This is a genomic window from Ruminococcus sp. NK3A76, assembly GCF_000686125.1.
Lineage (GTDB): Bacteria > Bacillota > Clostridia > Oscillospirales > Ruminococcaceae > NK3A76.
The window spans coordinates 1607161-1619467 of sequence record NZ_JMMA01000002.1 but is presented as its reverse complement, the minus strand read 5'-3'; the positions used below and the strand labels follow the sequence as shown (position 1 = coordinate 1619467).

At 47.3% G+C, this 12307-nt stretch carries 16 protein-coding genes; all 16 read left to right on the top strand.

What is annotated here, in order from left to right; genetic code table 11:
- Positions 1-78 precede the first annotated feature (78 nt).
- The 16 genes from ruvC (at position 79) to CD05_RS0107675 (ending at position 12287) form a co-directional block, all read left to right on the top strand.
- Complete coding sequence (ruvC, locus tag CD05_RS0107750; protein ID WP_028510032.1) at positions 79-588, top strand: crossover junction endodeoxyribonuclease RuvC; 510 nt, start codon at positions 79-81, stop codon at positions 586-588.
- 1 nt (position 589) lies between these two features.
- Positions 590-1048 (top strand): GNAT family N-acetyltransferase, encoded by a 459-nt coding sequence (locus CD05_RS0107745; protein ID WP_028510031.1) that lies wholly within the window; start codon positions 590-592, stop codon positions 1046-1048.
- 9 nt (positions 1049-1057) lie between these two features.
- Positions 1058-1663, top strand: coding sequence for a Holliday junction branch migration protein RuvA (gene ruvA / locus CD05_RS0107740; RefSeq protein WP_028510030.1), 606 nt, complete (start codon positions 1058-1060; stop codon positions 1661-1663).
- Positions 1664-1675: 12 nt separating this feature from the next.
- On the top strand, positions 1676-2725 hold the full coding sequence (gene ruvB, locus CD05_RS0107735; protein ID WP_028510029.1) for a Holliday junction branch migration DNA helicase RuvB: 1050 nt from the start codon (positions 1676-1678) through the stop codon (positions 2723-2725).
- Positions 2726-2757: 32 nt separating this feature from the next.
- The gene (gene glmM / locus CD05_RS0107730) at positions 2758-4104 is read left to right on the top strand and encodes a phosphoglucosamine mutase (RefSeq protein ID WP_028510028.1); all 1347 of its coding nucleotides are present in this window, start codon (positions 2758-2760) and stop codon (positions 4102-4104) included.
- On the top strand, positions 4104-4598 hold the full coding sequence (locus tag CD05_RS0107725; RefSeq protein ID WP_028510027.1) for an NUDIX domain-containing protein: 495 nt from the start codon (positions 4104-4106) through the stop codon (positions 4596-4598). The genes glmM and CD05_RS0107725 overlap by 1 nt, the downstream gene beginning before the upstream one ends.
- Positions 4595-5458 carry a class I SAM-dependent methyltransferase gene (locus tag CD05_RS0107720; protein ID WP_028510026.1) on the top strand — a complete coding sequence of 288 codons (864 nt, stop codon included), beginning with the start codon at positions 4595-4597 and terminating at the stop codon, positions 5456-5458. The genes CD05_RS0107725 and CD05_RS0107720 overlap by 4 nt, the downstream gene beginning before the upstream one ends.
- Positions 5459-5513: 55 nt before the next feature.
- Positions 5514-5693 carry a hypothetical protein gene (locus CD05_RS0107715; protein WP_028510025.1) on the top strand — a complete coding sequence of 60 codons (180 nt, stop codon included), beginning with the start codon at positions 5514-5516 and terminating at the stop codon, positions 5691-5693.
- Between the two features lie 83 nt (positions 5694-5776).
- On the top strand, positions 5777-6649 hold the full coding sequence (locus CD05_RS0107710; RefSeq protein ID WP_028510024.1) for an energy-coupling factor transporter ATPase: 873 nt from the start codon (positions 5777-5779) through the stop codon (positions 6647-6649).
- Positions 6646-7434, top strand: coding sequence for a hypothetical protein (locus tag CD05_RS0107705; RefSeq protein ID WP_028510023.1), 789 nt, complete (start codon positions 6646-6648; stop codon positions 7432-7434). The genes CD05_RS0107710 and CD05_RS0107705 overlap by 4 nt, the downstream gene beginning before the upstream one ends.
- 3 nt (positions 7435-7437) lie before the next feature.
- Positions 7438-8298, top strand: coding sequence for an energy-coupling factor transporter ATPase (locus CD05_RS0107700; RefSeq protein ID WP_028510022.1), 861 nt, complete (start codon positions 7438-7440; stop codon positions 8296-8298).
- An 18-nt stretch (positions 8299-8316) separates the two neighbouring features.
- Positions 8317-9120: an energy-coupling factor transporter transmembrane component T gene (locus tag CD05_RS0107695; RefSeq protein WP_028510021.1), complete on the top strand. Its 804-nt coding sequence runs from the start codon at positions 8317-8319 to the stop codon at positions 9118-9120.
- Positions 9121-9170: 50 nt separating this feature from the next.
- Positions 9171-9446: a hypothetical protein gene (locus CD05_RS0107690; RefSeq protein ID WP_028510020.1), complete on the top strand. Its 276-nt coding sequence runs from the start codon at positions 9171-9173 to the stop codon at positions 9444-9446.
- A complete protein-coding gene (gene truA, locus CD05_RS0107685; protein ID WP_037322895.1) occupies positions 9443-10180 on the top strand; it encodes a tRNA pseudouridine(38-40) synthase TruA in 738 nt (245 codons plus the stop codon). The genes CD05_RS0107690 and truA overlap by 4 nt, the downstream gene beginning before the upstream one ends.
- Positions 10181-10215: 35 nt before the next feature.
- On the top strand, positions 10216-11397 hold the full coding sequence (locus CD05_RS0107680; RefSeq protein WP_028510018.1) for a DUF5711 family protein: 1182 nt from the start codon (positions 10216-10218) through the stop codon (positions 11395-11397).
- Between the two features lie 23 nt (positions 11398-11420).
- The gene (locus tag CD05_RS0107675) at positions 11421-12287 is read left to right on the top strand and encodes a hypothetical protein (RefSeq protein ID WP_028510017.1); all 867 of its coding nucleotides are present in this window, start codon (positions 11421-11423) and stop codon (positions 12285-12287) included.
- Positions 12288-12307 lie beyond the last annotated feature (20 nt).

Below are 12307 nucleotides of genomic sequence, written 5' to 3'. Positions count from 1 at the left end.
TGCAAAAGAGTAAAAAATATGTTATAATTAATTGTTAATGATGACAATGGGAAAGTATACCCGAAGGGGGCGGCTGTTTTGAGGATATTAGGTATCGACCCCGGCTATGCGATAGTCGGCTATGCGGTGCTCGATTATGAGGCAAACCGCTTCACACCTGTGAATATCGGGCAGATATCTACCAAGGCCGGCGTTCCCTTTACAACAAGGCTCAATGATATATATGAGGATATGGTGTCGCTTATAGATACATTCCGCCCTGACCAGATGGCGATAGAGGAGCTATTTTCTAACACCAATGTCAAAACTGTTATAAACGTCGGCCAGGCAAGAGGTGTCATACTCCTTGCTGCAAAGCGTGGCGGTATTCCCGTCTTTGAGTATACTCCGCTTCAGGTCAAGAGCTCGCTTACAGGCTTTGGCAGGGCTGAGAAAAAACAGGTGCAGGAGATGACAAAGAATATCCTTCGCCTTTCAAAAATAATAAAGCCTGACGATGCAGCCGATGCGGCCGCACTTGCGATAACTCATGGCTATACAGTCACATCGAGAAAGCTCGGTGCCGGCGGCTTTGACGGGGAGATATGATATGGAGATAAGATTTGCAGATAAAAATGATATAGATATGCTCATGAGCATACGCCTTGAAATGCTAAGGATCGTAAACGGCAAGAGCGCAGACTACCGGTTTGACGATGAGCTTGTAGACAATTCAAGAAGGTATTTCCTTGAAGGCGATCAGATGACAGTCCTTGCGATAGATAACGGCAAAGCAGTTGCCTGTGCAAGTATTTCGTATATAGAGATAATGCCAACATTCTCTCACCCTACAGGTAAGAGAGCTCATATAATGAATGTCTATACCAATACCGGCCACCGCAGACAGGGCATAGCAAGACAGATGATGAATATGCTCATATCCGATGCAAGGGCAAGGGGCGTTACAGAGATATGCCTTGATGCTACCGAGCAGGGCAGGCCTCTTTATGAAGCTATGGGCTTTAAAGAGTCTGACGAGTATATGGTCATGGCATTTGATAAGGAATAAGGTGAAATAATGATATATTCCGTAAGAGGAAAAGTAATACATACCGACAGTTTTACAGCCGTTGTCGAATGCGGCGGTGTAGGCTATGCGTGCAGGACAACGCTCAATACACTCCAGGCGATAGCCGGCAAGGAAGATGTGATGCTTCTTACTCACCTGAACGTGCGTGAAGACGCAGTCGAGCTTTTTGGCTTTGCAACGGGTGAGGAGCTTGAAGCCTTTAAAATGCTTATAAGCGTTTCGGGAATAGGCCCCAAGGCAGCTCTTTCGATACTCTCTGCTATGACCCCGAGCGCATTTGCGCTTGCAGTAGCAACAGGAGATACAAAGGCTTTCACAAACGTCAAGGGCATCGGTGCTAAGACAGCACAGCGTATATCCTTAGAGCTTAAGGATAAGATAGCCAAGGATACAATATCTGTCCGTGGCGGCGGTGGGGCTTCGCTCAATGTCGCACCTATTGCCGGGAATAATGCATCAGAGGCTATATGTGCTCTCAGCGTGCTCGGCTATTCTCAGGGTGAGGCAGCCTCGGCAGTCGGTAAGCTCGACCCCTCACTCAGCGTCGAGGAAATGATAAAGCAGTCACTTAAGATACTTTCGGGAATGAGATAAACGAGGTAAGCTATGATAGAACAAAGCGATTACGATTTTGAAAACAGGATAGTCGCCCCTACCGAGACAAAGGCAGAGACGACTGATGATTTTGAGGTCAGCCTGCGCCCGAAGACTCTTAGTGAGTATGTCGGGCAGGAACAGGTCAAGGAAAACCTGAGCATATATATCCAGGCAGCCAAGAACAGACAGGACAGCTTAGACCACGTTTTGCTGTATGGCCCTCCCGGCCTTGGCAAGACAACACTTGCACAGATAATCGCTCACGAAATGGGCGTTAATTTCCGCCAGACCTCGGGGCCTGCTATAGCAAAGCCCGGTGAGCTTGCGGCTATACTTACAAACTTAGAGCAGGGCGATGTCCTGTTCATTGATGAGATACACAGGCTCTCCAAGCAGGTCGAGGAGGTGCTCTATTCAGCACTTGAAGACTTCGCACTTGATATAATCATGGGCAAAGGCCCTGCTGCAAGGAGCATTCGCATAGAGCTCAATAAATTCACCCTTGTGGGTGCTACAACACGCTCGGGGCAGATATCTTCTCCTCTGCGTGACCGATTCGGCGTTATCCAGCGCCTGGAGCCCTATTCGGAAGACCAGCTTGCAGATATCATTCTGCGAAGCTCGGTGCTTTTGGGTGTCTACTGCGACGATGAGGGTGCTCATGAGCTTGCAAGACGCTCCCGTGGTACCCCGAGAATAGCCAACCGCTACTTAAAGCGTGTGCGTGATTTTGCTGAGGTAGTTGGCGAAGGCAGGATAACCAAGGAGATAGCACGTCTTGCGCTCAAGCGAATGGAGGTCGATGAGATAGGTCTTGATTCTATCGACAGGCGGCTTTTGGAAATGATAATAAACGGCTACGGCGGCGGCCCTGTCGGCCTTGAAACGCTCGCTGCGTCTATCGGCGAGGAGGCTGTCACTATAGAGGATGTGTGCGAGCCTTATCTTATGCAGCTCGGCTTCCTCTCAAAGACACCGAGGGGCAGGGTTGCTACACAGCTTGCATATAAGCACTTAGGCATACCGCTCGGCAGCGATGACGGCCAGCTGCATTTTTAAGATAATAAATAGATGAATAAGGAGAAATAACGATGGGCAGATTATTCGGAACAGACGGCGCAAGAGGCATTGCTATAACAGAGCTTACAACAGAGCTCGCTATGCAGATAGGCAAGGCCGCTGCGATAGTTTTATCAAAGGAGTGCGACCACACCCCTAAGATACTCATAGGCAAGGATACCCGTATATCAGGCGATATACTTGAAGCAGCACTTGTTGCAGGTATATGCTCGGTGGGCGCTGATGTGCATATCTTAGGCGTTATCCCTACACCTGCTGTTGCACTTCTTGTCAAGGAGTATAAGGCAGATGCAGGCGTTATGATATCCGCATCACATAACAGCGTTGAGTTCAACGGCATAAAGCTCTTTTCAAACACAGGCTTCAAGCTCCCCGATAAGGTCGAGGAGGAGATAGAGGAGCTTATACTTGACCGTCCTCAGGATATAACTCTCAAAGACGGCTGCGATGTCGGCAGAGTTTACTACGAGGGCAATGCTGACTGGGATTATGTAAGACATATCATCGGCACAGTTGACAGCAATTTCAGCGGCATGAGAGTAGCTATCGACTGCGCAAACGGCGCTTCGTCAGAGACTGCTCAGAAGATCTTCAAGGGTCTCGGCGCTGACTGTGTATTCGTTTCAAATGAGCCCGACGGTACAAATATCAATGAGAACTGCGGCTCGACTCATATGGAAAACCTTATGAAAACAGTTGTCGAGAAAAGATGTGACTTAGGCCTTGCATTTGACGGCGATGCAGACAGATGCCTTGCAGTCGATGAAAACGGCAAGCTCGTAGACGGTGATAAGCTGCTTGCTATCTTCTCTCGCTTTATGAAAGAAAACGGCGAGCTCAAACATAACTGCTGCGTTGTCACAGTAATGTCAAACCTCGGCTTTTTCAACTTCGCTAAGGAAAACGGTGTCGTGACAGCGACCACAAAGGTCGGTGACCGCTATGTCCTTGAGGAGATGCTAAAGGGCGGCTATAATATCGGCGGCGAGCAGTCGGGTCATATCATTTTCCTTGACTATGCAAATACCGGCGACGGCGAGCTCACAGGCGTCAAGCTGATCGATGTCATGAAGAAGACCGGCCTTAAGCTCTCTGAGCTTGCATCATGTATGGAGGTTTATCCCCAGGTGCTCGTAAATGTCAGGATAACACCCGATAAGAAGGGCAAGTGGGAAACAGATAAGGCAGTTCAGGACGCTATAAAGCTCTACTCAGATAAGCTCGGCAATGACGGACGTATACTTGTGCGTGAGTCAGGCACAGAGCCGCTTGTAAGAGTAATGATAGAGGGCAAGCTCACAGGCGTTATCACCGAGTATGCAAATAATATCGCAAAGCTCGTTGAGGAGATGCAGTAATGAGATATAAGTTTTGCCCTGAGTGCGGCAGTAAGCTCTCTGAGAAGCCGGTAGGCGATGAGGGTCTTGTACCCTGGTGCGATAAATGTGACAGACCGTGGTTTGATACCTTTAACACCTGCGTTCTTTCAGTTGTCGTAGGCGAAGACGACGAGGTGCTGCTTATAAGGCAGAGCTACCACGACACTGCCAAGTATGTCGGCGTTGCCGGATATATGAAGCCTAACGAGACAGCCGAAATTGCGGCTGCCCGTGAGGTGGCTGAGGAAACAGGCCTTTCGGCAGATAGCGTCACTTTCCTAAAAAGCTGCTTTTATGAAGGGCGTGACCAGCTGATGCTCGGATTTGTGGTAAGAGTACATAAAAACTCCCTCAAACTTTCCGGCGAAGTGCTTGAAGGCAAGTGGTTCGATATCGACACTGCGATAAAGACAGTCAGACAAGGTAGTATAGTACAACAACTTCTGATATATACAAAGGAAAAGATATTATGAGAATAGCCGATAAATGGCAAGAGTACAAAATATTAGACACATCGTGCGGCGATAAATTAGAGAGCTGGGGTGACGTGACGCTTGTGCGCCCTGACCCTCAGATAATCTGGAAAACACCGCATAAAACAGATAAGTGGGATAAGGCAGATGCAATATACCACCGTTCGTCAAAGGGCGGCGGTGAGTGGGAATACCGCAGAAAGCTCCCCGAGAGCTGGAATATCTCCTACGGCGACCTTAAATTCGTGATAAGACCTACAGGCTTCAAGCATACAGGCCTTTTCCCCGAACAGGCCGTCAACTGGGAGCTTATGGGCGATATGATAAAGGGGGCAGGCCGGCCGATAAAGGTGCTGAACCTCTTTGCATATACAGGCGGTGCTACACTTGCCTGCGCAAACGCCGGCGCTCAGGTTTCGCACGTCGATGCATCAAAGGGCATGGTCGCCTGGGCAAGAGAGAATGCCGCAGTATCGGGCCTTTCAGATAAGCCGATACGCTGGCTTGTCGATGACTGCGAAAAGTTTGTAAGGCGTGAGATAAAGAGACAGAACTTCTACGATGCAGTCGTTATGGATCCTCCGTCCTATGGCAGAGGCCCAGGCGGCGAGGTGTGGAAGCTCGAAGACAGCGTGTATGACCTTGTGTCACTCTGCTCGCAGGTGCTCTCTGACAAGCCGCTGTTCTTCCTTTTAAACAGCTATACCACAGGCCTTTCGCCGTCAGTAATGGCTTATATCTTAAGCGAAGTGCTCTCTCCACGCTTTGGCGGCGAAGTCACGGCAGATGAGATAGGCCTTAAGGTCGAGAGCAGCAAAATGCCTCTGCCCTGCGGCTCAACTGCAATCTGGAGAGAATAAACTAAGTCCGCAAAAGCTGTCAGCTTTTGAAATATATTTACAGGAGGTCATAACCATGGGATTTGGACTTGACGACATCAAAAAGACCCTTGATAAGGTCGATGATAAGATACCCGACTCAGTAAAGGACGAGGCTAAGAAGTTAGCTTCCAAGGATAACCTTGAAAAGGTCAAGGATAAGGCCGGCGATGTTATCGAAAAGATCAAGGATAAGTTTGATAAGGACGACGACTAATCATTGCAGAGATGTAAGCCTAAGGTGCAGGAGGGCGTTTCATTCCTCCCTGTACTTTGGCTGTTGTCTCTTAACGGAGTAAAATAATGGACAGTTTTCTTAAAGCCGAAGGGCTTTGGTTCTCATATATAAACGAGATCGAGGAGCCGCCTGTCAGGACAGAGGTCCTTAAGGGCATAGACCTCGATATAAAAAAAGGTGAGTTTGTTGCAGTGCTCGGTCATAACGGCTCGGGTAAGTCAACGCTCGCAAAATGCTTCAATGCGATAAACCTTCCCGAAAAGGGCAAGGCTTATGTAGACGGAATAGATACCTCTGACGAGAGCAGACTTCTCGATATCAGGCAGAAGGTCGGCATGGTCTTTCAGAACCCTGATAACCAGATAGTCGCAACCATTGTCGAGGAGGACTGTGCCTTTGCCCTTGAAAATATGGGCGTAGAGCCTAAAGAGATAAGACGGCGTGTTGATGAAGCGCTCAAAACAGTCGGTATGTATGAATACCGTGAGCACGCAGTCCATAAGCTCTCGGGCGGCCAGAAGCAGCGTGTTGCCATTGCCGGTATAATCGCTATGCAGCCGGAATGTATCCTGCTCGATGAGCCGACAGCGATGCTCGACCCCTCAGGCAGGCGTGAGGTAATGAAGACGATAAAGATGCTCAATAAAGAGCTCGGCGTGACTATCGTGCTGATAACTCACTATATGGAGGAGGCCGCACAGGCTGACAGAGTGGTGGTCATAGACTCAGGCGAGATAATGCTCGACGGCACACCGAAGCAGATATTCACACAGGTGCAGACGCTTCGCAACTTAGGACTTGATGTTCCGCAGGTCACAGAGCTTTGCTATGAACTGAAAAAAGCCGGTATAGATATCCCTCAGGATATCATCACCGAGGAAGAATGTGCAGCAGCGCTCTATGATATCCTTTCAAAGGGGGAGAAGTCATTATGATCTCGCTCGGTCTTTTTGTCGTTCTGCTTGTGCTTATAATACTTGAAAAGAAGAAGGTCATAAACCTTTCAAATATGGGCGCAAGCATTTTTATGATGATCTCGGTCAGCGCTGTTGTAGGTCTTTATATCTATGAATGGCTGTGTATCATCATAAGGGCTTTGGCTAATACATTTAAAAGCGAGGTCATTGATAACCTTGTTACTATCGACAGATCACGAGGCGGCCTTGTTGTGCGGCTTATTATGCAGATAATACTCTTTGTGCCGTTTGCGGCTGCATTTATATATATTATCCAGCATATAGTCAGAAAGCCTCTTGCAAGGCTTGAAACTGAGAGCGATAAGGATTATTCCGAAAGATGTACACTAAGGCTTCTGACGCTCGGTATCATCGCAGCGCTCTTGTTCGCTGTCAGCTTTGTCGTGATGATACTGCTCATAGCACCGTATTTTGATATGCTCGTAAATACCTTTATGGCGTATTTCAATCCGCTTATGGTGTTTCTGGCTCTGGTGTTTACATTCGGCCTGCTGCTGTTTTTCTTCTGTATAGCATTCGTGCTGAAGAATTCAACGCTTATCGTGCTGCTGTTTTCGATAGGGCTGTTCTGTACAGCACTCTATCTGTTCTCGCTCGTATTCGGTATCGCATCAGCGGTCAGGGCGAAGAAAAACGGCAGACTGACATCATCGCAGGCAGTCGTGTATTCACTGCTCAGCTTTCTAATGGGCTGGAATTTTGTTGTGTATTTGGTCATGAGAAAAAAGCTAAAGGAGAAATAAGGCTTGGCAATAATAGAGACTCAGCAGCTCACCTATGTCTACGGTGAGGGCACGCCCTTTGAAAAAAGGGCGGTAGATAACGTGTCACTCTCTATAAACGAGGGCGAGATAATAGGTGTCATAGGGCATACAGGCTCCGGAAAATCGACGCTTATCCAGCATTTCAACGGGCTTTTAAAGCCCAGCTCGGGCAGCGTTTATATAGACGGCGAGAAGCTGTGGGAGGATAAGGCAAGGCTTCGTGATATCCGCTTCAAGGTAGGCCTTGTGTTTCAGTATCCCGAGTATCAGCTCTTTGAGGAGAGCTGCTATAAGGATATCGCCTTCGGTCCTAAGAATATGGGGCTGTCAGACAGTGAGATAGATGAGCGTATAAAGGAATCAGCTCAAATGGTAGGCTTAAAGCCCGAGCTTTTGGATAAATCGCCGTTTGAGCTTTCAGGCGGCCAGAAAAGACGTGTTGCTATAGCAGGCGTTATGGCTATGAAGCCAAAGGTGCTGATTCTTGATGAACCTGCATCAGGTCTTGACCCTAAGGGCAGAGAGCAGATACTCTCAATGCTCAAAGACTATCACGATACCACAAAAAGCACAGTTATGATAGTTTCTCACTCAATGGAGGATATCGCACGCTATGCTGACAGGATACTTGTTATGAATAAAGGCTCGCTTTTCTGCCTTGACGAGACGCCTAAGGTCTTCGCAAGGGCTGACGAGCTGAGGTCAATGGGGCTTTCTGTTCCGCAGATAACGAGCGTGTTCTTAAGGCTCAAAGAAATGGGTCTGAATATTGATAAGCAGGTTTTCACAACGCCCTATGCCGTCAGACTCGTGCTTGAACGTCTCGGCATGGCGCAAATATAGATTTAAGGAAGAATAATTTTGATAAAGGATATAACGATAGGGCAGTATTTCCCCGGTAAGAGCCCGGTACACAGAATGGACCCGAGGGTGAAGATAATCCTTACTGCCGTTTTTATAGTGATGCTCTTTCTGTCAAAGAGCATATGGGGGCTGCTCGTCGGCGCAGTATTTACTGTGGTGTCATTTCTGATATCACGCATACCGTTCAAGCTGATGCTAAAGAGCTTGAAGCCTATAGTTCCCATAATCATTTTCACAGCAGTTCTCAACCTGTTCTTTATTAAGACAGGTGAGCCGTATTTTAAGTGGAAGATATTTCAGATAACCGATGAGGGTGTCGATACGGCAGTGTTTATGGCAGTCAGGATAATCTGCCTTATCATAGGCTCGTCGCTGCTGACATATACTACCTCGCCGATAGACCTTACAGATGCTATCGAGAGGCTTCTCTCACCGCTAAAGAAGATAAAAGTCCCCGTGCATGAGCTCGCTATGATGATGACAATAGCGCTCAGGTTTATCCCGACGCTCATTGAGGAGACTGATAAGATAATGTCAGCTCAGAAGGCAAGGGGCGCTGATATGGAAACAGGCTCGCTTATGAAGCGTGCAAGGGCGCTGATACCTATTCTTGTGCCGCTGTTTGTGTCATCATTCAGACGTGCCGAGGAGCTTGCACTTGCAATGGAGTGCCGCTGCTACCACGGCGGCGAGGGCAGAACAAGAATGAAGCAGCTGCATATGAGCGCTGTTGACGGTGCTGCATTTGCTTTTACAGCGTTCTTTTTGGCAGGCGTTATCACACTGAATATAGTTTTGTAACATGACTTTTCATTGTGAACATACAGCTTTCACAAAGAGGTGTTATAATAATGCTTGACACACTTACAGGCGCAGTAATTGCCGCCAGTTTATTAAACGAAGAAAAAGATAAGGGGAGAAAAACAATGAATGAAATGTATGTATCACCGATACTCAAAGGCCTTATAGGCAAGGAGTGTATAGTTTCAAGTGACCAGCTCGACAGCGAAAGATGTAATGTCGTAGATGTCGATGCTGAATTCATCATGCTTCAGATTCACGGCAAGAAGGGTGATTCGACCTATATCGAAAGAGTTGACAGCATAGAAGAGATACAGGTCTTATGAGACGAAACTTCAAGGTGAAAATGAGCTACCTCGGCACTAACTACCACGGCTTTCAGATACAGGATAACGCTGTTACCGTGCAGGAGACCGTCGAGAAGGCTCTTTCCTCGCTTCTGAATGAGGATATAAAGATATTCGGCTGCTCACGCACCGATACAGGCGTTCATGCAAGGGAGTTCTATTTTAACTTCTATACCGGGAACACGATAAACGAGCGTGGTATAATCTTCGGCAGTAACGCACGTCTGCCGGAGGATATAGCTCTGCATACCTGTGAGCAGGTCAGTGATGATTTCCACGCAAGATATGACTGCAAGGGCAAGGAATATGAATATATTATCCACAACAGCGAGATAAAAAGCCCCTTTCTTTCTGACAGGGCGTATAAGAGCTGGTATCCTATAGATGAAAAGCGCCTTGACGACGCAGCCAAGCTATTTGTTGGCGAGCATGACTTCAAAGCCTTCTGCTCGACTGACTGTGATAAGGAAAACACCGTCAGGGAAATATATTCCTTTGACGTAAGGCGTGAGGGCGAGCTTGTGAAATTTCTCATAAGCGGCAGCGGCTTTCTTTATAATATGGTGCGTATTCTTGTCGGCACGCTGCTTTTTATCAACGATGGTAAGCTCAGAGAGCAGGATATAGAAAAGATCTTTCTTACAAAAGACAGGACAAAGGCGGGTAAGACCGTCCCTCCGCAGGGGCTTTACCTCAACAGAGTCTTTTACTGATATAAAGGGAAGAAACAAAACTGGAGGAATAATAAATGGCAAAGGGTACAGCAGAGTCTACTGATCTGCGCTCTGCGAGAAAGGTGCATAAACGCAAGAAACTGTTGAAACGGCTGATAGTTGTGTTTGTAATCCTCGCAATAGCAGCGGTGGTGTTTGCTCTGAGAAATATGTGGGTGCCTAAGCTCAAAGGTATATTTGATAAGCCTCACGGTCTGATAGTCAATGACGGTAAGCTCGCCGAGGGCAACTTTCCGCTTTCGCTGTCTGATAACGGCACGGCAAAGCTGTATACCTGTGATGAGATGTTCGTGACCGTCGATGACTCGGCTGTCAAGTTTTTCGATATCTCGGGCAACCTGATAAATACCGTTCAGCATAACCTTGCTCACCCGTCAGCCTGCGTTTACGGCAAGAAGATGCTCGTCTATGAAAACGGCGGCAATACCTTCGAGATAGTAAATGCCAAGGGTGAGCAGTATAAAAAGAAACTCGATGATACTATTCTCATAGCAGCTATGGAGGACGACCTGATAGCAGTCGTTACCGACGCTGTGAAGTATGACTCCTGCCTTACCGTGTATGACGAGGAGGGCAATGAGGTCTACAGGTGGGCATCAAATAAGCGTATAATGAGCCTTGATATAAATGACGACGGCTCGGGCTGCTTTATCTCAACATTCAGCTCAAAGGACGGCCAGACAAAGAGCGCTGTAACAGAGCTTGATTTCTCCTCCGAGGGTGAGGCAATGGTCTCAGATGAGCTCGATACGCTTGTTCTCAGTGTTCAGCAGAATGCCTCAGACGATATCTGGGCTATAGGTGACTCGGCTCTCTATAAGCTTGATAAGACGGGCGATGTGATAGATAAATATGACTATCAGGGTGAGCTTTGCGCATATACATCTAATGAGAATGTGTGCAGCGTTGCAGTCAGCACAGTCAAGCGTGGGGCTTCCGAGCTTATGATATGGGACAGCGACGATGCTGACCTTTCAGGCGATGCAGAGCTTATTTCCGGCAGGGTAAAGGCTCTTGTCAGCAATGACGACAATGTATTCATGCTCAGCGAGCACAGCGCCGAATGCTATGATTTTGATGCACATCTCACCGCTACGGCAGCCGTTTCAAATGACTATGTTGGCTTTGTGTACCTTGAAGATTCACTAATATTCATAGGCTACCGTGATATCAATAAGATAGAATTCAAAAACTGACGTAATAAAGGGAGTGTGAGCCTGTGAGCATATTTGATATAGCAATAATCCTTATTATTCTTTTCTCAACTCTTATTTGTGCGCTTAAAGGCTTTGTCAAAACGATATTCGGCGTTGTCGGCAGTATCGTGGCTTTTATTATCGCAGTTGTTGTGGGCATTGCCGCTCACAGTGCAGTGTATGATGCCTATTTCAAGGACGGCACGACACAGTTTGCAAAGAACTTCGTCGAACAGGTCGATACCGGTGCTATGATAGAAGAGGTGCTCAGAAACAACGGCGTCGATGGTGATATTGATTCTGATGAGCTCAATAAAGCTATAGCCAAGGACGGCGAAATGGGCGATAACGTTCAGGGCTACCTTGATGATAAGGGCATCGAAACAGATAAGGATATCAATAAGATAGTTGACGACTTTGCAAAGAGCCCGAATATCTCAGATGAAACATTTGAAAAGTATAATATTGACAGAGAGCAGTTCAACGAGATACTAAAGGACAGCACAGACAGCCTGAAGGAAGCTCTTAAAGCCGCTGCCGATGACGATAAGGACAGGGCAGCAGGCTATATCGAGGAGCATATACTCTCGCCGATAGTCAAGCGCTTTGTGCGTGACGGGCTTATCATCCTGATATTTGTGCTGCTTAAGATAATCATAAGCATAATAATCATGGCGAGCGGCGTTATGAAGCGCTTTGAGCTCGTCAAGAAGACGGATACACTGTTAGGCGCAGCTTTAGGCTTTTTCAGTGGTGTTGTTACAGTGGTGATATATACTTATTTTATAAGCCTTGCTGTAAAGATGACAGGCGGCGGTGTCTCACCGTTTGACCTTGAAACTATAGAAGACACTGTTATACTTAAGTTCTTCTACAGCTTTTTCAGTTGACCGGAATACACGTTTTTTGT

What these genes read in the sequence shown, in the direction of transcription:
- CD05_RS0107745 (WP_028510031.1), top strand. Translation starts at nt 590, where the DNA reads ATGGAGATAAGATTTGCAGATAAAAATGATATAGATATGCTCATGAGC.
- ruvA (WP_028510030.1), top strand. Translation starts at nt 1,058, where the DNA reads ATGATATATTCCGTAAGAGGAAAAGTAATACATACCGACAGTTTTACA.
- ruvB (WP_028510029.1), top strand. Translation starts at nt 1,676, where the DNA reads ATGATAGAACAAAGCGATTACGATTTTGAAAACAGGATAGTCGCCCCT.
- glmM (WP_028510028.1), top strand. Translation starts at nt 2,758, where the DNA reads ATGGGCAGATTATTCGGAACAGACGGCGCAAGAGGCATTGCTATAACA.
- CD05_RS0107725 (WP_028510027.1), top strand. Translation starts at nt 4,104, where the DNA reads ATGAGATATAAGTTTTGCCCTGAGTGCGGCAGTAAGCTCTCTGAGAAG.
- CD05_RS0107720 (WP_028510026.1), top strand. Translation starts at nt 4,595, where the DNA reads ATGAGAATAGCCGATAAATGGCAAGAGTACAAAATATTAGACACATCG.
- CD05_RS0107715 (WP_028510025.1), top strand. Translation starts at nt 5,514, where the DNA reads ATGGGATTTGGACTTGACGACATCAAAAAGACCCTTGATAAGGTCGAT.
- CD05_RS0107705 (WP_028510023.1), top strand. Translation starts at nt 6,646, where the DNA reads ATGATCTCGCTCGGTCTTTTTGTCGTTCTGCTTGTGCTTATAATACTT.
- CD05_RS0107690 (WP_028510020.1), top strand. Translation starts at nt 9,171, where the DNA reads ATGCTTGACACACTTACAGGCGCAGTAATTGCCGCCAGTTTATTAAAC.
- truA (WP_037322895.1), top strand. Translation starts at nt 9,443, where the DNA reads ATGAGACGAAACTTCAAGGTGAAAATGAGCTACCTCGGCACTAACTAC.
- CD05_RS0107680 (WP_028510018.1), top strand. Translation starts at nt 10,216, where the DNA reads ATGGCAAAGGGTACAGCAGAGTCTACTGATCTGCGCTCTGCGAGAAAG.